The sequence below is a fragment of the Luteimonas sp. R10 genome (assembly GCF_045689605.1).
In the GTDB taxonomy this organism is placed as follows: Bacteria; Pseudomonadota; Gammaproteobacteria; order Xanthomonadales; family Xanthomonadaceae; genus Luteimonas.
The window spans coordinates 3595856-3617995 of the sequence record NZ_CP141262.1 but is presented as its reverse complement, the minus strand read 5'-3'; the positions used below and the strand labels follow the sequence as shown (position 1 = coordinate 3617995).

Genomic DNA, 22140 nt, shown 5'->3' with positions numbered 1-22140 from the left:
TCCGCGCCCCGGCCCGCGCCAGCGGCGCGCAAGCCGCGCACCGTCGCCCCGAGGGGAGAGGGGCTTTATGCTCCCAACTCCCTTGGGGCTTTGATGCCTCCCTTCTCCCACCCCCATTGCAACAAGGCCCGCGCGTGAGCTCCGACCCGAACCGCTACAAGTCCACCATCCTCCTCCCCGCGACCGACTTCCCGATGCGCGGCGACCTGCCCAAGCGCGAGCCGCAGACGCTTGCGCGCTGGGAAGAGGAAGGCCTGTACGCGCGCATCCGGGCGCATGCGAAGGGGCGCCCGACCTGGGTGCTGCACGACGGCCCGCCGTACGCCAACGGCGTGATCCACATCGGGCATGCGGTCAACAAGGTGCTCAAGGACGCGATCGTGAAGTCGCGGCTGCTGGCCGGCTTCGACGCGCCCTACGTGCCGGGCTGGGACTGCCACGGCCTGCCGATCGAGCACGCGGTGGAGAAGCAGCACGGCAAGGTCGGCGAGAAGCTCGACGCCGCCGCCTTCCGGGCCAAGTGCCGCGAATACGCGGCCGAGCAGATCGAACTGCAGCGCAGCGACTTCAAGCGCCTGGGCGTGATCGGCGACTGGGACAACCCGTATCGCACCATGGCCTTCCGCTACGAGGCCGACATGCTGCGCGCGCTGGCGCGGATCGTCGAACGCGGCCACGTCACCCGCGGCTTCAAGCCGGTGCACTGGTGCTTCGACTGCCAGTCGGCGCTGGCCGAGGCCGAGATCGAATACGCCGACCGGCAGTCGCCGGCGATCGACGTCGCCTACGCGGCGCAGGACCCGCGCGCGCTGGCGCAGGCGTTCGATACCGCCGTCGACGACGACACCGTCGTGGCGGTACCGATCTGGACCACCACGCCGTGGACGCTGCCGGCGTCGGTGGCGGTATCGCTCGGCGCCGAACTCGACTACGTCCTGGTCGAAGGTCCGCGCCGCGGCGGCCACCGCCAGCTGCTGGTGCTGGCAGAGGCGCTGGCGGCGAGTGCGCTGCAGCGCTACGGCATGGACGCGGTGACCGTGCTCGGCCGCGCCAAGGGCGCGGCGCTGGAAGGGCTGCAGCTGCGCCACCCGTTCTACGCCGCGCGCGACATCCCGCTGATCCTCGGCGAGCACGTCTCCGACGAGGACGGCACCGGCGCGGTGCACACCGCGCCCGGCCACGGCCAGGAGGACTTCGTGGTCGGCCGGCGCTACGGCATCAACGAGCGCTACACCGCGGCCGAGCTCAACCCGGTCGACGCGCGCGGCATCTACCTGGCGTCGACGCCGCCGGCGGGCGACGCGGTCATCGCCGGCGTGCACATCTGGAAGGCCAACGCGCTGATCGTCGAGGCGCTGCGCGGCAACGGCAGCCTGCTCGCGCATGCGCCGCTGCAGCACAGCTACCCGCACTGCTGGCGCCACAAGACGCCGGTGGCGTTCCGCGCCACCCCGCAGTGGTTCATCTCGATGGAGCAGGCGCACCTGCGCCGCGACGCGCTGGCCGCGATCGACGAGGTGCAGTGGTTCCCCGACTGGGGCCGGGCGCGCATCGCCGGCATGGTGGAGGGGCGCCCGGACTGGACGATCTCGCGCCAGCGCTACTGGGGCGTGCCGATCGCGCTGTTCGTCGATCGCGAGAGCCGCGAGCCGCATCCGGATTCGGCGGCGCTGATGCGCCGGGTCGCCGAGCGGGTGGAGCGCGAGGGCGTCGACGCCTGGTACGCGCTCGACCCGGCCGAACTGCTCGGCGGCGACGCCGCGCGCTACGACAAGGTGAGCGACATCCTGGACGTCTGGTTCGATTCCGGCGTCACCCACGCCTGCGTGCTCGAGCAGCGGCCGGAGGACGGCCTGCACAAGCCCGCCGAGCTGTACCTGGAAGGCTCCGACCAGCACCGCGGGTGGTTCCAGTCGTCGCTGCTGACCGGCGTGGCGATGGACGGCGCGGCGCCGTACCGGCAGGTGCTCACGCACGGCTTCGCGGTCGACGCCGACGGCCGCAAGATGTCGAAGTCGCTCGGCAACGTGGTCGCGCCGCAGAAGGTGATGGACGCGATGGGCGCCGACGTGCTGCGGCTGTGGATCGCCGCCGCCGACTACCGCAACGAGATGTCGGTCTCCGACGAGATCCTCAAGCGCAGCGCGGACGCCTACCGCCGCATCCGCAACACCGCGCGCTTCCTGCTCGGCAACCTCGACGGCTTCGATCCGGCCGCGCACCTGCGTCCGCTCGACGACATGGTGGCGCTGGACCGCTGGATCGTGCACCGCGCGCACGCGCTGCAGGAGAAGATCGCCGCGGCGTACGAGCGCTACGACTTCCCGGAGATCGTGCAGGCGCTGTCGAACTTCTGCAGCGTCGAGCTCGGTTCGCTGTACCTGGACGTGACCAAGGACCGGCTGTACACCATGCCGGAGGACTCGCGCGGCCGCCGCAGCGCGCAGAGCGCGATGTACCGCATCGCCGAGGCTTTCGTGCGCTGGATCGCGCCGATCCTCAGCTTCACCGCCGACGAGATGTGGCGGCACCTGCCGGCGGCCACCGCGCAGGGGCCGCGCGCGGACAACGTGCTGTTCGCGACCTGGTACGACGGCCTGGCGCCGCTGCCGGCGGACGCGCCGCTGTCGGCGGCGGACTTCGACCGCCTGCTCGAACTGCGCGAACGGGTGTCGAAGGTGCTCGAGCCGATGCGCGCCAGTGGCGAGATCGGCGCCGCGCTGGACGCGGAGATCACCGTGCATTGCAGCGCGGCCGAGCGGGCCCGGCTGGCGCCGCTGGCCGACGAATTGCGTTTCCTGTTCATCAGCGGCGACGTGGCGATCGTGGACGACGACGCTGCCGCGGCCGCCGCGGGCGTCGTCGCCACGCCCACGGCCAAGGCGAAATGCGTGCGCTGCTGGCAGCGTCGCGCCGACGTCGGCGTGGACGCGGAACACCCGGAGTTGTGCGGACGCTGCGTGTCGAACGTCGAGGGCCCCGGGGAGGATCGGCAGTGGTTCTGACCGCCTCGCATCGCGATTCCGCCGGCACGGGCGCGCCACGCGTGCGAAGCCTGCGTGTCCCGTGCGCCGGTTCGCGCTTCCCGGCAGCGGCTCCGGGGGCCGCCGGCGGATCCATTTCAGCCGACCTTCGCCATCTGCCGCGTGCGCACGGCGCGCTTCTACGGAAAATCCGATGACCGGCATCGTCAGACCCAACGCGCTTCCGTGGCTGCTGCTCTCGGTCGTGGTGATCGTGCTCGACCAGCTCAGCAAATGGTGGGTGCTCACCAGCCTCCCGGAGTACACCGCGATCCCGGTGATCGAGGGATTCTGGAACTGGTATCGCACCTACAACACCGGCGCTGCGTTCAGCTTCCTGGCCGACGCCGGCGGCTGGCAGAAGTGGTTCTTCACCGCGCTGGCGTTCGGCATCAGCGGCCTGCTGGCCTGGTGGCTGGCGCGGACTCCGCGCAGCGACTGGAGGACCGCGCTGCCGTTCGCGCTGGTCATCGGCGGTGCGATCGGCAACGTCATCGACCGCCAGCTGCACGGCCACGTGGTCGACTTCATCCAGTGGCACTGGCGCGACCACTACTGGCCGGCGTTCAACCTGGCCGATTCGGCGATCGTCGGCGGGGCGATCGGGATCGCGCTGTTCGGGCTGTTTGGGGCGCGGAACCAGAAACGAGACACGAGGAACGAGTAGCAGCACGCCGGTTTTTTCTCTCGTTCCTGGTTCCTCTCCACTCGTTCCTCGCGCCCGCTCACCTCCCGTCCAGCCGATGGCCCCGGGCGCGGAGTAGAATCCCCCCAATGGACATCGTCCTCGCCAATCCCCGCGGCTTCTGCGCCGGCGTCGACCGCGCCATCGAGATCGTCAAGCGTGCCCTGGAAACGCTGGGCGCGCCGATCTACGTGCGCCACGAAGTGGTGCACAACCGCTACGTGGTCGAGGACCTGCGCCGCCGCGGCGCGGTGTTCGTCGAGGAACTGGACGAGGTGCCGGACGATGCCACCGTGATCTTCAGCGCCCACGGCGTTTCGCAGGCGGTGCGCGGCGAGGCGGCCCGGCGCGGCCTCAAGGTGTTCGACGCGACCTGCCCGCTGGTGACCAAGGTGCATCTCGAAGTGTCGCGCCACTGCCGCGCCGGCCGTGACGTGGTGCTGATCGGCCATGCCGGCCATCCCGAGGTCGAGGGCACGATGGGGCAGTGGCAGGCCGAGGCCGGCACCGGCGCGATCTACCTGGTCGAGGACCTCGACGACGTCGCCACGCTGGCGCCGGGCCAGCCCGGCAACCTGGCCTACACCACCCAGACCACGCTGTCGGTCGACGACACCCGCGGGATCATCGAGGCGCTGCGGGCAAGGTTCCCTGCGATCCAGGGCCCGAGGAACGACGACATCTGCTACGCCACCCAGAACCGCCAGGACGCGGTACGCGAACTGGCGCGCCAGTGCGACCTGGTGCTGGTGGTCGGCTCGCCCAACAGCTCCAACTCCAACCGCCTGCGCGAGCTGGCCGAGCGCGACGGGGTGGAGGCGCACCTGGTCGATGGCGCCAGCGAGATCGACCCGGCCTGGGTCGCCGGGCGCCGCCATATCGGGGTGACCGCCGGCGCCTCGGCGCCGGACGTGCTGGTGCAAGGGGTCCTGCAGCGCCTGCAGGAGCTCGGCGCCAGCGGCGTGCGGGAACTGAACGGCGAACCGGAAAACATGGTCTTCGCGCTGCCCCGGGAGCTGCGGGTGCAACTGGTCGAGTGACCGCCGACCCGCTAGAATGCGCCTCCGCGGTCCGTTTGCCCGGACCGCATCCAACGGGACGCTTGCATCACACCTTGCCGGAATAGCTCAGTTGGTAGAGCGGCGCATTCGTAATGCGTAGGTCGTAGGTTCGAATCCTATTTCCGGCACCATCTTCCGCGGTACGGACCGCGCCGCCGAAGGCGCGGGCCGCTCATGTTGCGAGGTGATGCCATGGATCCGATCTCGCTCGAGGATTTGGCGCTGCTCGAACTGCTGTTGCGGATCGATCAGCGGGCCGACCCTGTCGAAGGCGATACCGACATCGTCAGCCGCCTGGTCGACAGCGGCCTGGTCGAGCAGCTCGATGGCGAGGCCGTGCTGACCGTGGCGGGGATCGAGCTGTGCAAGTCGTTGCAGCATCGCGCCGCCGCCGACGAACAGGCGAAGCGGATCCTCCGCCAGCGCGGCTCCTCCGGCGGCGTTTCCAACGGCGGCGACGGTCACGGGGCCGAGGTTCGCGGCCGGCGCCGCTCCAAGCCGAGTGCCGAGCCCGTTCCCGGATCCTGACCGGGCTGCCGTCCGGGCGGTTCTGCACGCACACGCATTCATCGATCGGACATCTGCGTTTCACCGGATGTATGCGAAACGGGCGCCATCCTGAGCGCCCGCGGAATCTCCGGCACCGAACCCCATGGATCCCAGCCATATCGACGTCTTCCTGGCCGGCAACGGGGACGGTTACGTCATCGCACCGGCCGGCTGCGCATTGCCGGTGGAGGAGATGCGGGCACTCGGCGGGATTTGCCACGGCTGGTCCCAGGATGTGGGAGAGGCGGTATCGCGGCCCGAGTGGCGCGCCATGCGTCGGGACATCGAAGCCTGCGGTTACAGCATCGTTTCCGACGCCGATTTCGCCGCCTTGCTGCTGCCGCCGCGCCTGCAGTCCGGCAAGGCCACCGCGATCGCCGGCTACCCGGCGGCCGCCTAGCGCGACCGGCCGCGGCCGCGCGATGTCGGCGCGGATCGCGAGCGCCCCATCGTGCCGGCCGCATCCGGTCTCGCTCCGCGCGACCGCGCACCGGTACCCTGTGCGCAGTCCAACAGGGGTTGCCGCATGGCCAAGTCCGCCGCCGCACGTCCCGCGCCCGCCAAGGCGCGGACCGCCTACGTCTGTTCCGAGTGCGGCGCGGACCACGGTAAATGGCAGGGCCAGTGCGGCGAGTGCGGGGCCTGGAACACGCTGAGCGAATTCGTCGTCGAGCCGGCCGCCGCGGCGAAGGCGGGGCCGGCATCGCGCCGCAGCGGTTGGACGGGGAAGGCCGACGCGCCGAAGGTGACCGCGCTCAAGGACGTGCGGCACAGCGAAGACGCGCGCGTGTCCACCGGGATCGGCGAACTCGACCGCGTGCTCGGCGGCGGCCTGGTGGAAGGCGCGGTGGTGCTGGTCGGCGGCGACCCGGGCATCGGCAAGTCCACGCTGCTGCTGCAGGCGGTGGCGCGGATGGCGCCGACGCTGCCGGCACTGTACGTCACCGGCGAGGAATCGCTGGCCCAGGTGGCCGGCCGCGCGGCGCGGCTCGAGCTGCCTCTCGACGGCCTGCAGGCGCTGGCGGAAACCGGCGTCGAGACCATCCTCGAGCATGCCGCCGCGGCCGGACCGCGGCTGATCGTCGCCGATTCGGTGCAGACGCTGTGGACCGAAACGCTGACCGCCGCGCCCGGCTCGGTCAGCCAGGTGCGCGAGAGCGCCGCGCGGCTGGTGCGCTACGCCAAGGAGACCGGCACCGCGGTGTTCCTGGTCGGCCACGTCACCAAGGAGGGCGGCATCGCCGGCCCGCGCGTGCTCGAGCACATGGTCGACGCGGTGCTGTACTTCGAAGGCGAGAGCGGCAGCCGCTTCCGGGTGCTGCGCGCGTTCAAGAACCGCTTCGGCGCGGTCAACGAACTCGGCGTGTTCGCGATGGGCGACAAGGGCCTGAAGGAAGTGCCGAACCCCTCGGCGATCTTCCTGTCCGGCGGCAGCACGCCGCAGCCGGGCAGCTGCGTGATGGTCACCCGCGAGGGCACGCGGCCGCTGCTGGTGGAAGTGCAGGCGCTGGTCGATGCCTCGCCGCTGTCCAACCCGCGGCGGGTCGCGGTGGGGCTGGAGCAGAACCGGCTGGCGATGCTGTTGGCGGTACTGCACCGGCACGGCGGCATCGTCGTCGGCGATCAGGACGTGTTCGTCAACGTGGTCGGCGGCATCCGCGTGCAGGAGACCGCCGCCGACCTGCCGGTGCTGCTGGCGGTGCTGTCGTCGCTGCAGGACCGGCCGCTGCCGGAGAAGACCGTCGCCTTCGGCGAGATCGGCCTGTCCGGGGAGATCCGCCCCGTGCCCAACGGCGAGGAGCGCCTGCGCGAGGCCGCCACGCACGGCTTCAAGCGCGCGATCGTGCCCAAGGCGAACGCGCCCAGGTCGGGCGCGTTCAAGGGCATGGAGGTGATCGCGGTGGAGCGGCTGGCGGAGGCCCTGGAGGCGATATAGCGCCACTCGCGTTCACGCCGATTTCACGGCGAGCCGGCCGATGATCGGCAACGAGGGGATCGCCAGCGGCGGATCTGCGGTGCGCGTCGGCGCAGGGACCGCTCGAGGGAGCAGGCGCGTATGCCGTCCATTCGATTTGTCCGGTCTTCGTCCGGCCCCGCGCTCGCGATCGCGGCCGTCCTGGTGCTCGCCCCGGACGGCGTCGTCGCCCAATGCGACCTGACCCCCACCGCGGGCGACGACACCTACACCTGCAGCAGTGAGAGCTCCGCCGGCGACCTGGTCGATACCGGCGGCAGCAATACGCTGCTGTTCCCGGAGGGCGGCAGCGGCACGATCGACGGCAGCGTGACGTTCGGCCTCGGTGCGGACCGCGTCGAGATGCAGTCGGGCGCGATCACCGGCGGCGTCGTCCAGGGCGGCGGCGCCGATGTCTTCGTCATCGGGGAGGGCGCCGTCCTGGGCGCGGTGAGCCAGGGCAACGGCGTGGACACCTTCGTCATGACCGGGGGCACGATCGGTTCGCTCAACCAGGGCAGCCAGCTCGATCATGCGCAAATGCACGGCGGGCGCATCGCCGGCCTGTTCTTCGCCGGCGACTTCTTCACCATGACCGGCGGCCGCATCGGCGAGGTCAATCTCGAGCAGGCCAACAACGAGATGCGGATGTCGGGCGGTCAGGTCGACGGCGACGTCGTGGCGGCGCAGCACAACGATCTGCTGGAGTTGTCCGGCGGTTCGATCGGCGGCAACGTCGATTTCAGCAACGGCAACAACCGCATCGTCGTCACCGGCGGCTCGATCGGCGGCGACGTGATCACCGGCAGCGGCGTCGACCTGTTCGAGCTGCGGGATGGCTCCGTCGAAGGCAGCGTCAGCCAGGGCGATGGCGACGATCGCGCCGAAGTCCATGGCGGCAGCCTCGGCGGCAGTCTGGACCAGGGCGATGGCGACAACGTCGCGCTCGTGTCGGGCGGCGGCATCGGCGGCGACCTGCTCAGCGGCGCCGGGATCGACCTGGTGGAGATGAGCGGCGGCACGATCGGTGGCGGCGTCGGCCAGGACGCAGGCGATGACCGCTTCGAGATCAGCGCGGGCACCGTGCTGGGTGCGGTGAACCAGGGCAGCGGCGTCGATACCTTCGTCATGACCGGCGGCACGATCGCCTCGCTCAACCAGGGCAGCCAGCTCGATCATGCGGAAATGCACGGCGGACACATCGTCGGCCTGTTCTTCGCCGGCGACTTCTTCACCATGACCGATGGACGGGTCGGTGAAGTGGACCTGGAACAGGCCAACAACGAGATGCGGATGTCGGGCGGGCAGGTCGACGGCAACGTGCGCGCTGCGCAGGGCGATGATCTGCTGGAACTGTCGGGCGGCGCGATCGGCGGCGACGTCAATTTCAACAACGGCAACGACACCGTGGTCGTCACCGGTGGCTCGATCGGCGGCGAGGTGGTGCTGTTCAATCCCAGCAGCGCCAACGTGCAGCTGCACGGCGACAACGTCGTCGCGGTCAGCGGCGGTGCGATCGGCGGCGCGGTCCGCACCGGCCAGGGCAGCGATCGTTTCACCTGGGAGAATGCCGGCACGATCGGCGGCGATATCGCGCTCGGTGCCGGCGCCGATGCCGCGATCCTGCGCGGCCTCGACGAGGCCGGCCTGACCGCGACGGCGGCCCCGGACCGCGCGCTCGACGGCGGCGAAGGCGCGGACGTGAGCACGGGAGCGGACACCGACACCCTGGTGTTCGATGCGACCGCGTCCACCGGCTCGGCGCGCTACGTGCGCTGGGAGCAGGTGTCGCTGACGAACGCATCCAGGTTCGCGCTCGACGGGGACTTCATCCTCGGCGATGCCGGGACCACGGCCGGGCGCTTCGACATCGACGCGACCAGCCTCCTGTTCGCCGGCAACGGTGCCAACGCGGCGATCGCGCCGTTCGTCGACGGCAGCGGCGCGACCCTGGTCAACGCCGGGGTCATCGACATGACCAACGGCGGTTCCGGCGCGACCGACCGCCTGACCGTGGTCGGCGACTACGTCGGCACCGGCGGCGCGCTGCGGCTGGACACGGTGCTGGGCGACGACAGCTCGGCATCGGACCGGCTGGTGATCTCCGGCGGGAGCGCGAGCGGCAACACCGGACTGGAGGTGATCAACTTCGGCGGCAGCGGCGCGAGTACATTGCTCGACGGCATCCTGCTGGTGCACGCCGTCGATGGTGCCAGCACGAGTGGCGGTGCGTTCGCGCTCAACTATCCGGTCGCGGTCGGAGCCTACGAGTACTTCCTGTTCCGCGGCGGCATCAGCAACGGCAGCGAGGAGAACTGGTACCTGCGCTCGACCATCGTGGCGCCGCCGCCGCCGACGCCCGAGAATCCGGATCCGCCGCCGCCGCCGCAAGCGGCCCCGGCGCCACCGCCGCTGCAGCCGCCGCCGGTGCCACCGACCCCTGCGCCGGCGCCGCCGCCCGGGGAACCGGAGCCGCCGGTTCCGCCCGCGCCGCCGGGCGGGCCGGTGCCGCCCCCCATCCCGCCGACCGGACCGGCGCCCATCCCGGTGCCGCCGCCACCGCCACCGGCACCCGGAGCGCCGCCGCCTCCAGTGCCGTCACCGCCGCTGCCGCCCACACCCGGCGCCAGGCCGCACGTGGCCGAGGTGGTGCCGCTGTACCGGGTGGAAGTGCCGACCTACTCGGTGGTGCCGCCCGCGGCGCAACAGCTCGGACTGGCCATGCTCGGCACCTTCCACGAACGGCAGGGCGAGCAGGGGCTGCTGCAGCCCGGCGGCGCGTTCTCAGCGGCCTGGCTGCGGGTGTTCGGCCAGCGGCACGACCAGGGCTGGTCGGGCACGGTCGCACCCACCTTCGACGGATCGCTCACCGGGTACCAGGTGGGCGTCGACGTGTTCGCATCCGAACGCGCGGATGCGCCGCGCCATCACCTGGGGCTGTTCGTCGGCCAGGCGCGGATGCGCGGCGACGTGCGCGGCTTCGCGATCGGCTGGGACAACCTGACGGTCGGCGACCTGCGCCTGGACGGCGACCATCTCGGCCTGTACTGGTCGCGCATTGCGCCCGACGGCGGCTATCTCGACGCTGTGGTCATGGCGACCCGCCTGGACGGCGACAGCCGCTCGAGCCGCGGGCTGGGCGTGGACCTGGACGGCGACGGCATCGGTGTCTCGCTCGAAGGCGGCAGGCCGTTCGCGCTCGGGGAGCGCTGGATCCTCGAACCGCAGGCGCAGTTGGTCTGGCAGCGCCTGTCGCTGGACGACCGGGAGGACGCGTTCTCCACGGTCGCATTCGACGAGGACGACGCCGTCACCGCACGGATCGGCGTGCGCCTGCACGGCAGCTACGACACCGCCGTCGGCGTGGTGCGGCCCTATCTCAAGGCCAACCTGTGGCACGACTTCGCCGGGACCGACCGGGTCGTGTTCGGCGGCGACGCGATCGAAAGCGAGCGCAAGGGCAGCGCGCTGGAGTTCGGCGGCGGCGTGGTGTCGCGCGTCAGCGAAACATTGAGCGTGTTCGCGGTCGGCGACGTCACCCGCAATCTCGGCGGCGAGCGGCGGCGGACACTGGAGGGGCATCTCGGCCTGCGTACCGACTGGTAGGGTGCGTAGGGAGAGCGTCTCTTCCGCCCGCCCGCCGTCCGTCCAGGGTGCCATGCTCAGGATCGAACGCACGGCCAGGGCAGCGTACGGTGACCGCGGGTCGGCGCTGGAAAGTGTCGACGACCCGTCCACGACAGGAACGGTTTGGGCAGCGTCGTTTCGCGGTTGCGAGCTCTCACCCGCCGAAGCGCGCGGCCGGCAATCCGGTGGCGTCGAGCTCGACCGCGAACAGCGCGCCGGCCAGCGGCTCGCGCTGCAACTGCGCGGCGTCGAGCCCGGCGCGCGCGCTGGTGACGTAGAGCGTGCGCAGGCCGGGGCCGCCGAACGCGCAGCTGGTGATGCGGCTGGCCGGCAGGTCGACGCGCGCGAGTTCGCGGCCGTTCGCGGCATGGCAGGTCACCCGCGCGGCACCCCAGCGCGCGATCCAGAGCCGACCCTCGCGGTCGGTCGTCATGCCGTCGGGGCCGCCCTCGTCCTGCGCGTGCTGGCGCCACAGGGTGCGCTCGCCCAGGATGCCGCGCTCGGGATCGAACGCGAACGCCCAGGTGCGGCCCAGGCCGGTCTCGTTGAAGTACATGACGCGCTGGTCCGGCGACCAGGTCGGGCCGTTGGCGATGAGCACGCCGTCGAGGTGGCGGCTGCAGCTGTCGTCGGGATCGAACCGGTACAGGCCGCCCGTCGGCGCGACGCAGGCGAAATCGGTGGTGCCGGCCCAGAAACGCCCGCGTGCGTCGCACTTGCCGTCGTTGAAGCGGTTGCCGTCGCGATCGGGCTCGGGCCGGTGCAGGCGCTGCAGGCGGCCGTCGGCGGGATCGAAGAACGCGAAATCGCGGCGCAGCGTCACCAGCAGTCCCGGTGCGTCCCCGCGCTCGGCGAGCGCCGAGATCTCCTCGTCGAAGTGCCAGCTGTCGCGGTGGTCGCCGCCCGGCGCATAGCGGTGCAGCGCACGGCCGAGGATGTCGACGAAGTACAGCGCCTGCTCGCGCACCGACCATAGCGCGCCTTCGCCGAGTTCCGCGGCGACGGGCCACACGCAGCGTGGCGGGGACAGCGGGGACGGTGCGGTCATCGTTCGGAATCGTGCCCGTGACGGCACAGCATGCGCAATACCGGGTGGCAAGTGAAGGTGCGGGACATGTCCTTGCGGGTTTACGGCGGCGATCGTACAGCGCATATTGACGCCGCAAAAAAACAACTTCGAGGATATCGATACGTTTTTGCTGTCGATATCCCATCCGAGAGAGGAAGGCCGATGAGCAACCCGCCCGCAGCCACGCAGGGCGATGCCCCGACGGCGGGCGACGCGGTCTACCCGAGCCTGCGCGGGTGCCGGGTCTTCGTGACCGGCGGCGGCGGCGGCATCGGCGCCGCCGTGGTCGAGGCCTTTGCCCGGCAACGGGCGCAGGTGGCTTTCGTCGACATCGCCGAAGCCGACAGCGCGGCGTTGGCCGCGCGGCTCGAGGCCGAAGGCCTGCCGCGCCCTTGGTGGCGGCGCTGCGACGTGATCGACGTGTCCGCGCTGCAGGCGGCGATCGGCGACGCCGCGGCGGCGCTGGGCGATCTCCACGTGCTGGTCAACAACGTCGGCAGCGACGACCGCCATGCGCTCGACGCGGTCACCCCGGAATACTGGGACCGGCGGATCGCGATCAACCAGCGCCCCGCGTTCTTCGCGATCCAGGCGGCGGTGCCGGGCATGCGCCGGCTCGGCGGCGGCTCGATCATCAACCTCGGCTCGACCGGCTGGCAGACCAAGACCGGCGGCTATCCGGTCTACGCGACCGCCAAGTCGTCCGTCCACGGCCTGACCCGCGGCCTGGCGCACGAGCTCGGCGCCGACCGTATCCGCATCAACGTGGTCACCCCCGGCTGGGTGATGACGCAGCGCCAGGTCGACCTATGGCTCGACGAGGCCGGCGAGCGCGAACTGGCCCGCAACCAATGCCTGCCGGACAAGGTGACGCCGGCGGACGTTGCGCGCATGGTGCTGTTCCTGGCCTCCGACGACGCGCGCGCCTGCACCGCGCAGGAGTTCGTGGTCGACGCCGGCTGGAGCTGAGACGCGCCGACCCTTCGTGCCGGGTTGGGCTCCGTCTGTCCGGGAATCGCAGCGCGGCATCGCGCCGCGCGGCGTCGTTCCGATCACTGCAGCTGCAGCATCACCACGGACTTGGCGGGCAGGTCGACCGTGAGCTCTCCGCCGCTCACCCGAGCGCCTTCGAAGTCGGCGGGCTTGACCGTCCCAGGCCGGTCGAGGTGTAGTGCGAATCGCGGCGTCACCGATATTTTGAACGGATATCGATCGCCGTGGCGCTCGCCCGACCCGGCGGCGCGTCGCGGCCCATGGCCCGGTCCGGCGGCAACGTCGGGTCCGTGCGCGGTGTCGCGGCGGGGCTGGCGGAACGCCTGATAACCTACGCGTGAAACGAGCGAGCATGGCGCCTTCCTGCGCCCGCGACCTGTCGCGACCGACGGGGGCCGTCTCCGTCCCCGGTGGTCCATGACGCCCGCAACCGAAAGGAAACGTGCATGGCCGGACGACAACGGGTCTTCGGCAGTCTCGACGACGGCCGTCCGGTCCATGCCGTCGTGCTCGGCGACGAGGACGGGCTGCGTGCGGAAGTGCTGGCGTTCGGCGGCATCCTGCGCAGCCTGAGCCTGCCGACCGCGAAGGGCAGGATCGATCTGGTGCTGGGGCTTGCCGACCTCCAGGCCTACCTGCGCGACGAGGCCTACCTGGGCGTGATCGCCGGTCGCTTCGCCAACCGGATCGCCGGTGCGCGCTTCGCGCATGACGGCCGGGTGTACCGGCTCGACGCGAACGCGGGCGATCATCACCTGCATGGCGGCAGCCGTGGTTTCGGTCGGCGCCTGTGGCGGATCCTCGGCCACGACGGCACGCGGCTGCGCCTCGGCTACCGCTCGCCGGCCGGCGAGGCCGGCTATCCCGGCACCCTCGAGGTCGAGGCCACCTACCGCATCGGCGACGGCGCGCTGGAGCTGCTGCTCGAAGCGCGCACCGATGCCCCGACGCCGGTCAACCTGACCGGTCACGCCTACTTCAACCTGGCCGGAGACCCGGCGGTGCCGGCGGCCGCGCAGGTCCTGAGCGTCGCGGCCGACCGCTATCTGCCGGTCGCCGACGGCGCGTTGATCCCGACCGGCGAGATCGCGCCGGTCGCCGGGACGCCGTTCGACTTCCGCCGCCCGCGCCCGATCGGCGGCGCCGCCGCGCACCCGCAGCTCGCCCATGCCGGCGGCTACGACCACTGCCTGGTGATGGCCGAAGGGCAGCGCTGCCGGGCGCGGTTGGCATCGCCGCACAGCGGCGTCGTACTCGAACTCGACAGCCCCATGCCGGCGTTGCAGCTGTACGAGGGGCAGGGGCTGGACGATCAGCATCCCGGGCTCGGCCGCGGCCTCTGCCTGGAGCCGCAGGGCTACCCGAACGCGCCCAACGAACCGGGTTTTCCCGACGCCACTCTCGAGCCCGGCCAGGTGTACTCGCACCTGATCCGCTATCGGCTGTCGTGGATGTGATCGCGGTCGAACGTTCGGCGCAGGGCGTATGGGCGCGGGACGGCAACCTTGCGAACTGTGATTGCCTGAGCAGTCGCGTCGCGGCGATTCGCGTTAAGTAATGTCCGCGCCCGCGGATCGCGGGCGCCCATCGGGCATGTTCATACGGCAGGCGGCCGCGTCGGCAGCGGCGGCATCGCCCTGCCTGTCGCGGGTGACACGACACATGGAGGGGACGTCATGGCCTTGAGGATTCTGTTCCTGTGCACGGCGCACAACGGACTGTCGCAGCGCGCCTGGGCCGAGCTGGGCGATCGTGGGCACGCGGTGTGCGTCGCGGTGGTGGCCGACGCCGCGGCGATGCGCGCGGCGGTACAGCGCGAGCGTCCCGATCTGGTGATCGCGCCGATGCTCAGGACCGCGATTCCGGAGGACATCTGGTCGCGGCACGTGTGCCTGATCGTGCATCCGGGCGTCGTCGGCGATCGTGGGCCGTCCTCGCTGGACTGGGCGATCCTCGGGCGCGAACGCGAGTGGGGGGTGACCTTGCTGCAGGCGGCGGCGGAGATGGACGCGGGCGACATCTGGGCGAGTGCGGCGTTCGAGACGCGCACGATCACCAAGAGCGGCCTCTATCGGCACGAGGTGACGGACGCGGCGGTGCGTGCGCTGCTGCAGGCGGTGGAGCGTTTCGAGGCCGGCGGTTTCCGGCCGCAGCCGCTGGACGAGGTGCCGCAGGTGCGCGGCCGGCTGCGACCGGCGATGCCTGCTGCCGAGCGCAGGGTCGACTGGGAGATGGACACCGAGGCGATCCTGCGCCGCGTGCAGAGCGGCGACAGTTTTCCCGGTGCCGGTGGCGAGTTGCTGGGGCTGCCCTGCCGGTTGTTCGGCGCGCACCCGGAGGCGCGATTGCGCGGCCGCCCGGGCGAGGCGCTGGCGCAACGCGACGGCGCGGTCTGTATCGCGACCGGCGACGCCGCGCTGTGGCTCAGCCACCTGCGCGTCCGCGGCGGCATCAAGCTGCCTGCGGCATGGGTGCTGGGCGAGGCGCGCCTGCGCGACGTGCCCGACTGGCCGCTGCCGTGCGAGATGCCCGACGACGGTTCGACCTGGCGCGAGATCCGCTACCGCGAGGTCGGGCCGGTCGGCTGGCTGCATTTCGACTTCTACAACGGCGCGATGTCGACCGGGCAGTGCGAACGCCTGCGCGCGGCGCTGATCCACGCCAAGCGGCAAGCCACCCGGGTCGTCGTATTGGCAGGCGGCGCCGACCTGTGGTCCAACGGCATCCACCTCAACACGATCGAGGCGGCCGCCGATCCGGCGCTGGAATCCTGGCGCAACATCCTGGCGATGAACGCGCTGGTGCGCGAGATCGTATCGACCGACAGCCATCTGGTCGTCGCGGCGCTGCACGGCAACGCCGGCGCCGGCGGCGCGATACTGGCATTGGCCGCGGACCAGGTGTGGGCACGGCAGGGCGTGGTGCTCAACCCGCACTACAAGGGCATGGGCGGCCTGTACGGCTCCGAATACTGGACCTACCTGCTGCCGCGCCGCGTCGGCGACGCCCTCGCCGAGGACCTGACCGAAAGCCTGCGGCCGCTGACCGCGGCGGGGGCCGAGCGGCTGGGGCTGATCGACGCCGCCTTCGGCGACGGCGTGGCCGCCTTCCGCGACGAGGCGACGCAGCGGGCGCAACGGCTCGCCGCGCCCGCCGACCTGCGCAAGGCGCTGACCGCCAAGCGCCGCCGCCGCGACGCCGACGAGCGGCGCAAGCCGCTGGAGAGCTACGCCGCGGAGGAACTGGCGCACATGCACCGCAACTTCTTCGGCCCGGACGACGCCTACCACGAGGCGCGGCGCCGCTTCGTGTACAAGGCGACGCTGCCGCCGCCGGTGCGTGCGTGCACCCTGGGCCGTCGCGACGAGGAAGCGGCCGCGGCCTGAGCGCCGTGCTTTCCGTCCTTGCAAGAGGGGCTTCGCCGCGCCGGGTGTACCCCGTTCGGGGAACGGCCGCGACGGAGGGCGCCGCCCGTACGCGAGGCAAACGGCCGCGTCCCGCAGGATGCGGCAGGGAAGGAACGCAGTGCCTGGCTAGGCCCGGTCGAGCACCAGTTCCAGCACGAACTTGCTGCCGAAGAACGCCAGCACCAGCAGCGCCATCGCCGCCAGCGTCCAGCCGACCGCGCGCGGGCCGCGCCAGCCGTAGCGCCAACGGCCGACCAGCAGCGCGCCGAAGGCGAGCCACGACAGCACGCTGAGCACGGTCTTGTGAAGCAGGTGCTGGGCGAAGAAGTCGCGCACGAACAGCACGCCGGTGAGCAGGGTGGCGGTCAGGAGCACGAAGCCGACCGCGATGCTGCGGAACAGCAGCGATTCGAGCTCGGTCAGCGGCGGCAGCGCGCGCAGCCAGCGATGGAACTCGCGTCGGCGCAGGGCACGTTCCTGCGCCCACAGCAGCAGCGCCAGCAGCGCCGCGATGGCGAGGGTCGCGTAGGCCAGCAGCGCCAGCCAGGCGTGTAGCTGCAGGCGCCAGTCGAGGCCTTCGGCGCCGCGATGGCCGGTGCCGGCGTAGGCCGCCAGCGAGGCCGCGGCGAGCGGGAACACGATCACGCCCAGCGCCGCCATCCGCCCGCGGGTGCCGTAGAGCAGGGTGAGCACCGCCATGCCTACACCGACCAGCGACAGCGCGGCGAAGAAGTGCAGGTCGGCGCCACCGACGTCGCGCCAGGCCAGCAGGTGGAAACCGGCGTGCGCCAGCACGGCGACGAAGGCCGGAATCGCCCAGACCGCACTGCCGGGCTGCTGGTCGCGCGCGACCTGCCGCACCAGCAAGGCGGCGGCTGCGACGTAGAGCAGGATGGCGATGAGAACGATTGTCATCGAGGGAGTGTCGCATATGCCGCGGCCGCGCACACCGGTCGCCGCGGCGCCGCGGAATGCACGGGCCGATCCACGTCGGCCCGCGCCAGCAGGGTTGCCGCGAAGCGCGCCGTGCTCGGCGATGCCGCGCCGCCGCGACCGGGTCGGGTGGAGCCGACCCGGGGGCGGCCACCATGCAGCCGGCGCGCTCCCACGGCGGAGGCCGGGCCGACGCTATAATCGACGGCCGTCTACGCGCCGCGATATGCCGATGTTCGAATCCCTGACCCAGCGCCTGTCCGGCACCATGGAACGCCTGCGCGGCCGCGGCCGCCTGAGCGAGGAGAACATCCGCGAGGCGACCCGCGAGGTGCGGATCGCGCTGCTCGAGGCCGACGTGGCGCTGCCGGTGGTGCAGGCCCTGATCGAGCGGATCAAGGTGCGCGCGGTCGGCCAGGAGGTGCTGAAGTCGCTCACCCCGGGCCAGGCGCTGATCCGGATCGTCCGCGACGAGCTGACCACGGTGATGGGCGCGTCCGCCAGCGAGCTCGACCTCAACGTGCCGGCGCCGGCGGTGATCCTGATGGCCGGCCTGCAGGGCGCCGGCAAGACCACCACCGTCGGCAAGCTGGCCAGGCACCTGAAGGAGCGCCGCAAGAAGAAGGTGATGGTGGTCAGCGCCGACGTCTACCGCCCGGCCGCGATCGAGCAGCTGAAGACGCTGGCCGGACAGGCCGGCGTGCAGTTCCATCCGTCCGATGCGGGGCAGAAGCCGGAGGCGATCGTGCGCGCGGCGATCGACGACGCGCGCAAGTCCTACGCCGACGTGCTGATCGTCGACACCGCCGGCCGCCTCGCCGTCGACGCGGCGATGATGGCCGAGATCCAGGCGCTGCACGCCGCGGTCGCTCCGGTCGAGACCCTGTTCGTGGTCGACGCCATGACCGGCCAGGACGCGGCCAACACCGCCAAGGCGTTCGCCGAGGCGTTGCCGCTGACCGGCGTGGTGCTGACCAAGACCGACGGCGACGCCCGCGGCGGCGCGGCGCTGTCGGTGCGCTACATCACCGGCCGGCCGATCAAGTTCATCGGCACCGGCGAGAAGATCGACGGCCTCGACGTGTTCCATCCCGACCGCGTCGCCAGCCGCATCCTCGACATGGGCGACGTGCTCAGCCTGGTCGAGCAGGTCGAGCAGCAGGTCGACAAGGACAAGGCGGCGAAGCTGGCGCAGAAGGTCGCCAAGGGCAAGAAGTTCGACCTCAACGACATGCGCGACCAGCTGGGCCAGATGCAGGACATGGGCGGCATCGCCGGGCTCATGGACAAGCTGCCGGGGATCGGCCAGGTGCCGGATCACCTCAAGCAGCAGGCGATCGGCAAGGAAGTGCCGCGCATGGTCGCGATCATCGACTCGATGACCAAGAAGGAGCGCCGCAATCCGGGTCTGCTCAACGGCTCGCGCCGCGCCCGCATCGCCAAGGGCTCCGGCACCACGCCCGCCGACGTCAACAAGCTGATGAAGCAGTACCAGCAGATGGAAAAGATGATGGGCAAGATGGCCCGCGGCGGCATGAAGGGCATGATGCGCGGCTTGCAGGGCATGATGGGCGGCCGCGGCGGCATGCCGTTCCGCTGATCCGCCGACGGCCGGCGCGATGACCTCGGCCTGGATCGACGGACGTCCGGCGCCGGCCGACGCGCTGCGCGCGCTGGCGCTGGCCAACTACGGCCACTTCAGCACGATGCAGGTGCGCGGCGGCGCGGTGCAGGGCTTCGACCTGCACCTGCGGCGGCTGCGCGATGCGACGCGGGAACTGTTCGGTTGCGATCTGGATCCCGAACGGACGCGTGGCGAACTGCGTCGGGCGCTGTCCGCGGCGCCTGCCACGGACTGCACGTTGCGGGCGACCGTGTTCGCCCCCGGCCTCGATCCGCTGCGCGGCGGTCCGGCAGGGACGCCACGGATCCTGGTCACGCTGTCGCCGCCGCTCGCACCGGGCGGCGGTGGGCTCCGCGTGCGCAGCTACGGCTACCGGCGGGAGCTGCCGAACGTCAAGCACGTGGGGACGTTCGCGCTGCTTCACTACCGTCGCCGCGCGGTCCTGGACGGCTACGACGACGCGCTATTCGTCGACGCGCAGGAACGGGTGCTGGAAGGTTCGGTCTGGAACGTCGGCTTCGTCATGGCCGACGGCGTGGTCTGGCCCGAGGGGCCGGCACTGCGCGGCGTGACCGAGCGCCTGCTGCAGGCCGGCCTGTCGGACGCGGGCATCGCCCAGACGACCCGGCCGGTGAGCCTGGACGAGCTGGCCGGTTTCCGTGGCGCATTCGCCTGCAATTCGCGCGGCGTGCGAATCATCGACGGGATCGATGCGGTGGAGTACGCCCCGGACACAGGATTCGCTCGGCTGCTCGCCGAGGCCCTGGCGGCGCGTCCCTGGCAGCGGATCTGAGCCGTGCCGGCCGGCAGTCGAGGTGCTGCCGCACATGGAATCGGGTAAGGTCGAGCCAGTGGCGGATGGGGATCCGGCACAGGGACGGTCCGGGCCCGCCAATGGACCGCGACGGAACGTGAAGCGCCGCCGATCGCGGCAGAAGGGGGAATGAGGCCATGCTCGACCACACCACGACTCCGCCCGAGGGCGGGGACCAGGCCGCTGTGCCGCCGCCACCGCAGACCATCGGCTACCGGCCGCGGTTCGACGGCCGCGCCGGCGAGTATTTCGGGATCTGGATCGTCAACGTGCTGCTCACGATCCTGACGCTCGGCATCTACTCGGCCTGGGCCAAGGTGCGCACGGAGCGCTACTTCTACGGCAACACCCGCATCGCGGGCTCGGCATTCGAGTACCTCGCCGATCCGATCCGGATCCTGAAGGGGCGCCTGATCGCATACGCCGTGGTGATCGCGCTCGGTTTGAGTTCGCATTTCATGCCGCTGTTGTACCTGGTACTGCTGCTCGCGGTGCTCGCGTGCATGCCGCTGATCGTCTTCCTGGCCGCCCGCTTCCGCGCCCGCTACTCGGCCTGGCGCGGGCTGCGTTTCCGGTTCGTGCATACCGCGGGGCAGGCCTATGGCCCATTCCTCGGCTGGCCGGTGCTCTCGCTGCTTTCGCTCAGCCTGCTGTATCCGCTGACGGTACGCAGGCAGCACGACTACATTGTGTCCGGACATCGCTTCGGCAGGGCCGAATTCGGTTTCGAGGCCGAGGCAGGGCCCTACTACGTTCCCTATGTGATCGCACTGGGCCTCGGCGTCGGCGGCGTGATCCTGTTCGCGCTGGCGATCGGGGCGAGCACCTTCCTGCTTGCGGGGGCGGCCGACGGTGTCGGAAGCGAGGAGCCCCCGGCGGCGCTCATGCTCGTCATAACGTCGAGCTTCGTGGTCGTGTACCTGGGGATGTTCGCGGTCTTGGCCTTCCTGAAGACGCGCTACACCAACCTGCTCTGGAACCACGCCCGGCTCGGCGAGCATCGCTTCGTGTCCACCCTGAGCGCGAGGCACGTGATCTGGCTGTACGCGAGCAACCTGGTCGCCATCCTGTGCACGCTGGGGTTGGCGACGCCATGGGCGATGGTGCGGCTGGCGCGCTACCGGGCCGAATGCTTCGAGATGGTGGTCAGCGGGAGCATCGAAGACTTCGCCGCGGACGTGGACGAGGAACGCAACGCGACCGGCGCCGAGCTGTCGGACGCCCTCGACCTGGGCATGGATATCGGGATTTGAACTGGCTGGAAGGCCAATGGCACGATGGTCGTTCGAGTCGCGCGCACGCCGTGCGGCTGGAGCTGGACGGGTCGGGGGGATTGCGAATCCTGGCGGCCGATGGCGGTCCTGAGAGGCTTTGGCCGCTGCATGAAATCGAGCTCGGCGCGCGCATCGGCGCGACGCCGCGGGTGCTGCGGCGCGCCGGCCACGGACAGGTCGAGTGTCCGGATTCGCCATTGCTGGCGCAGTGGTTTCCGCGGCCCGCCAGCAGGGTCGAAGCCATGGCCGACTGGCTGGAGCGCCGTCGGCTCGCGATCCTGGTCGCAGCCCTGGGAACCGCGCTATTCGCCTTCGCCTTCCTGCGCGTCGGCGTGCCGTGGTTCGCGCTGCGGATCGCGGAACGGACGCCGGAGGCGGTCGAGGTCGAGGTGAGCCGGCAGGCGATCCTGCTGCTGGAGCGGACGCACCTGCGGCCCAGCGAGCTGCCGCAGGCGCGTCGGCGCGAACTGCGCGGTCGTTTCGCGGACCTGGTACGGGGGGAGCCGCGATACGAGCGGATGCGCCTGCGCTTCGTGCAGGCGCCGGCGCTCGGGCCCAATGCTTTCGCCCTGCCCGATGGACGGATCTACCTGACCGACGCGTTGGTGAAACTGGCCGGCGACGACGAGGAGATCCTGGCCGTGCTCGCCCACGAAGCCGGCCACCATGTCCACCGTCATGGCATCCGGCAGGCGATCGAGAGTTCCTCGGTGCTGCTGGTCGTCGGGCTGCTGTTCGGCGACGTCTCGGGATCGTCGCTGGCCGTGGCGCTTCCCGCGGTGTTGCTCAGCAGCGGCTATTCGCGCGGGCACGAACGCGAGGCGGACGCCCACGCGCTGCAGCTGCTGCGGTCGCGCGGAATTCCCGAGCAGGCATTCGCTTCGATCATGCGGCGCCTTTCCGCCGAAATCCCGGACGGGATCGAGCGCGGACCGATGGGCTATCTGTCCACCCATCCGCCCACCCCGGAGCGGATCGAGGCGGCCGAACGCGCCAGCGACCGCCAGCCGCGCCGGGACTGAGGGAACGGCGCGGCTGGCCACTCCAATCCGGTACGCGGGGGGGGCGACATCCCGGCGCGCTGAGCCGGGGCGCCGGCGGGGCGGGCGGGGTTTCCCGCCGCGGTT

17 protein-coding genes and 1 tRNA gene are annotated in these 22140 nt (G+C 71.2%); 15 read left to right on the top strand and 3 right to left on the bottom strand.

Going from position 1 to position 22140, the window contains the following annotated elements; genetic code table 11:
* Window positions 1-194 precede the first annotated feature (194 nt).
* The 8 genes from ileS to U3649_RS15670 all read left to right on the top strand — a co-directional run bounded on the left by ileS (window position 195) and on the right by U3649_RS15670 (window position 10878).
* Window positions 195-3005 carry an isoleucine--tRNA ligase gene (ileS, locus tag U3649_RS15705; RefSeq protein ID WP_407354636.1) on the top strand — a complete coding sequence of 937 codons (2811 nt, stop codon included), beginning with the start codon at window positions 195-197 and terminating at the stop codon, window positions 3003-3005.
* Between the two features lie 172 nt (window positions 3006-3177).
* Window positions 3178-3690 (top strand): signal peptidase II, encoded by a 513-nt coding sequence (gene lspA, locus U3649_RS15700; RefSeq protein WP_407352240.1) that lies wholly within the window; start codon window positions 3178-3180, stop codon window positions 3688-3690.
* 107 nt (window positions 3691-3797) lie between these two features.
* Window positions 3798-4748 (top strand): 4-hydroxy-3-methylbut-2-enyl diphosphate reductase, encoded by a 951-nt coding sequence (gene ispH / locus U3649_RS15695; RefSeq protein WP_407352239.1) that lies wholly within the window; start codon window positions 3798-3800, stop codon window positions 4746-4748.
* Window positions 4749-4824: 76 nt separating this feature from the next.
* Window positions 4825-4900, top strand: a tRNA-Thr gene (locus U3649_RS15690).
* 61 nt (window positions 4901-4961) lie between these two features.
* Window positions 4962-5297, top strand: a complete 336-nt coding sequence (locus U3649_RS15685; RefSeq protein ID WP_407352238.1) for a hypothetical protein — start codon at window positions 4962-4964, stop codon at window positions 5295-5297.
* 124 nt (window positions 5298-5421) lie between these two features.
* Window positions 5422-5718 (top strand): hypothetical protein, encoded by a 297-nt coding sequence (locus U3649_RS15680; RefSeq protein ID WP_407352237.1) that lies wholly within the window; start codon window positions 5422-5424, stop codon window positions 5716-5718.
* A gap of 126 nt (window positions 5719-5844) precedes the next feature.
* Window positions 5845-7254, top strand: a complete 1410-nt coding sequence (gene radA, locus U3649_RS15675; protein ID WP_407352236.1) for a DNA repair protein RadA — start codon at window positions 5845-5847, stop codon at window positions 7252-7254.
* Between the two features lie 120 nt (window positions 7255-7374).
* Window positions 7375-10878, top strand: coding sequence for an autotransporter outer membrane beta-barrel domain-containing protein (locus tag U3649_RS15670; protein ID WP_407352235.1), 3504 nt, complete (start codon window positions 7375-7377; stop codon window positions 10876-10878).
* 175 nt (window positions 10879-11053) lie between these two features.
* Here the strand turns inward: U3649_RS15670 and U3649_RS15665 are convergent, their stop codons facing one another.
* Entirely contained in the window at window positions 11054-11947 is an 894-nt protein-coding gene (locus U3649_RS15665; protein WP_407352234.1) for an SMP-30/gluconolactonase/LRE family protein, read from the bottom strand.
* Window positions 11948-12130: 183 nt separating this feature from the next.
* On the opposite strand from U3649_RS15665, the gene U3649_RS15660 reads away from it, so the two are divergent.
* Window positions 12131-12937 (top strand): SDR family NAD(P)-dependent oxidoreductase, encoded by an 807-nt coding sequence (locus tag U3649_RS15660; RefSeq protein WP_407352233.1) that lies wholly within the window; start codon window positions 12131-12133, stop codon window positions 12935-12937.
* An 83-nt stretch (window positions 12938-13020) separates the two neighbouring features.
* On the opposite strand, the gene U3649_RS15655 is transcribed toward U3649_RS15660, so the two are convergent.
* The gene (locus tag U3649_RS15655) at window positions 13021-13158 is read right to left on the bottom strand and encodes a hypothetical protein (RefSeq protein WP_407352232.1); all 138 of its coding nucleotides are present in this window, start codon (window positions 13156-13158) and stop codon (window positions 13021-13023) included.
* A gap of 249 nt (window positions 13159-13407) precedes the next feature.
* Here U3649_RS15655 and U3649_RS15650 point away from each other — a divergent pair, with 249 nt between their 5' ends.
* Both U3649_RS15650 and U3649_RS15645 read left to right on the top strand, forming a co-directional pair.
* Window positions 13408-14418, top strand: coding sequence for an aldose epimerase family protein (locus tag U3649_RS15650; RefSeq protein ID WP_407352231.1), 1011 nt, complete (start codon window positions 13408-13410; stop codon window positions 14416-14418).
* 219 nt (window positions 14419-14637) lie between these two features.
* The gene (locus U3649_RS15645; RefSeq protein WP_407352230.1) at window positions 14638-16347 is read left to right on the top strand and encodes a hydrogenase maturation protein; all 1710 of its coding nucleotides are present in this window, start codon (window positions 14638-14640) and stop codon (window positions 16345-16347) included.
* A 147-nt stretch (window positions 16348-16494) separates the two neighbouring features.
* On the opposite strand, the gene U3649_RS15640 is transcribed toward U3649_RS15645, so the two are convergent.
* The gene (locus U3649_RS15640; protein WP_407352229.1) at window positions 16495-17283 is read right to left on the bottom strand and encodes an inner membrane protein YpjD; all 789 of its coding nucleotides are present in this window, start codon (window positions 17281-17283) and stop codon (window positions 16495-16497) included.
* 250 nt (window positions 17284-17533) lie between these two features.
* On the opposite strand from U3649_RS15640, the gene ffh reads away from it, so the two are divergent.
* The 4 genes from ffh to U3649_RS15620 all read left to right on the top strand — a co-directional run bounded on the left by ffh (window position 17534) and on the right by U3649_RS15620 (window position 22035).
* Complete coding sequence (gene ffh / locus U3649_RS15635) at window positions 17534-18901, top strand: signal recognition particle protein (protein WP_407352228.1); 1368 nt, start codon at window positions 17534-17536, stop codon at window positions 18899-18901.
* Window positions 18902-18920: 19 nt separating this feature from the next.
* Entirely contained in the window at window positions 18921-19718 is a 798-nt protein-coding gene (locus tag U3649_RS15630) for an aminotransferase class IV (protein WP_407352227.1), read from the top strand.
* 158 nt (window positions 19719-19876) lie between these two features.
* Window positions 19877-20992, top strand: coding sequence for a YjgN family protein (locus U3649_RS15625; RefSeq protein ID WP_407352226.1), 1116 nt, complete (start codon window positions 19877-19879; stop codon window positions 20990-20992).
* Window positions 20989-22035 (top strand): M48 family metallopeptidase, encoded by a 1047-nt coding sequence (locus U3649_RS15620; protein ID WP_407352225.1) that lies wholly within the window; start codon window positions 20989-20991, stop codon window positions 22033-22035. Before U3649_RS15625 ends, U3649_RS15620 begins: the two co-directional genes overlap by 4 nt.
* Window positions 22036-22140: the final 105 nt, after the last annotated feature.

Excerpts from the sequence above, each read along its gene's own strand:
- U3649_RS15630 (WP_407352227.1), top strand. The coding sequence starts at position 18,921 with ATGACCTCGGCCTGGATCGACGGACGTCCGGCGCCGGCCGACGCGCTG.
- U3649_RS15625 (WP_407352226.1), top strand. The coding sequence starts at position 19,877 with ATGCTCGACCACACCACGACTCCGCCCGAGGGCGGGGACCAGGCCGCT.
- U3649_RS15670 (WP_407352235.1), top strand. The coding sequence starts at position 7,375 with ATGCCGTCCATTCGATTTGTCCGGTCTTCGTCCGGCCCCGCGCTCGCG.
- ffh (WP_407352228.1), top strand. The coding sequence starts at position 17,534 with ATGTTCGAATCCCTGACCCAGCGCCTGTCCGGCACCATGGAACGCCTG.
- U3649_RS15640 (WP_407352229.1), bottom strand. The coding sequence starts at position 17,283 with ATGACAATCGTTCTCATCGCCATCCTGCTCTACGTCGCAGCCGCCGCC.
- radA (WP_407352236.1), top strand. The coding sequence starts at position 5,845 with ATGGCCAAGTCCGCCGCCGCACGTCCCGCGCCCGCCAAGGCGCGGACC.
- U3649_RS15680 (WP_407352237.1), top strand. The coding sequence starts at position 5,422 with ATGGATCCCAGCCATATCGACGTCTTCCTGGCCGGCAACGGGGACGGT.
- ileS (WP_407354636.1), top strand. The coding sequence starts at position 195 with ATGCGCGGCGACCTGCCCAAGCGCGAGCCGCAGACGCTTGCGCGCTGG.
- ispH (WP_407352239.1), top strand. The coding sequence starts at position 3,798 with ATGGACATCGTCCTCGCCAATCCCCGCGGCTTCTGCGCCGGCGTCGAC.
- U3649_RS15685 (WP_407352238.1), top strand. The coding sequence starts at position 4,962 with ATGGATCCGATCTCGCTCGAGGATTTGGCGCTGCTCGAACTGCTGTTG.
- U3649_RS15665 (WP_407352234.1), bottom strand. The coding sequence starts at position 11,947 with ATGACCGCACCGTCCCCGCTGTCCCCGCCACGCTGCGTGTGGCCCGTC.
- U3649_RS15650 (WP_407352231.1), top strand. The coding sequence starts at position 13,408 with ATGGCCGGACGACAACGGGTCTTCGGCAGTCTCGACGACGGCCGTCCG.
- lspA (WP_407352240.1), top strand. The coding sequence starts at position 3,178 with ATGACCGGCATCGTCAGACCCAACGCGCTTCCGTGGCTGCTGCTCTCG.
- U3649_RS15660 (WP_407352233.1), top strand. The coding sequence starts at position 12,131 with ATGAGCAACCCGCCCGCAGCCACGCAGGGCGATGCCCCGACGGCGGGC.
- U3649_RS15645 (WP_407352230.1), top strand. The coding sequence starts at position 14,638 with ATGGCCTTGAGGATTCTGTTCCTGTGCACGGCGCACAACGGACTGTCG.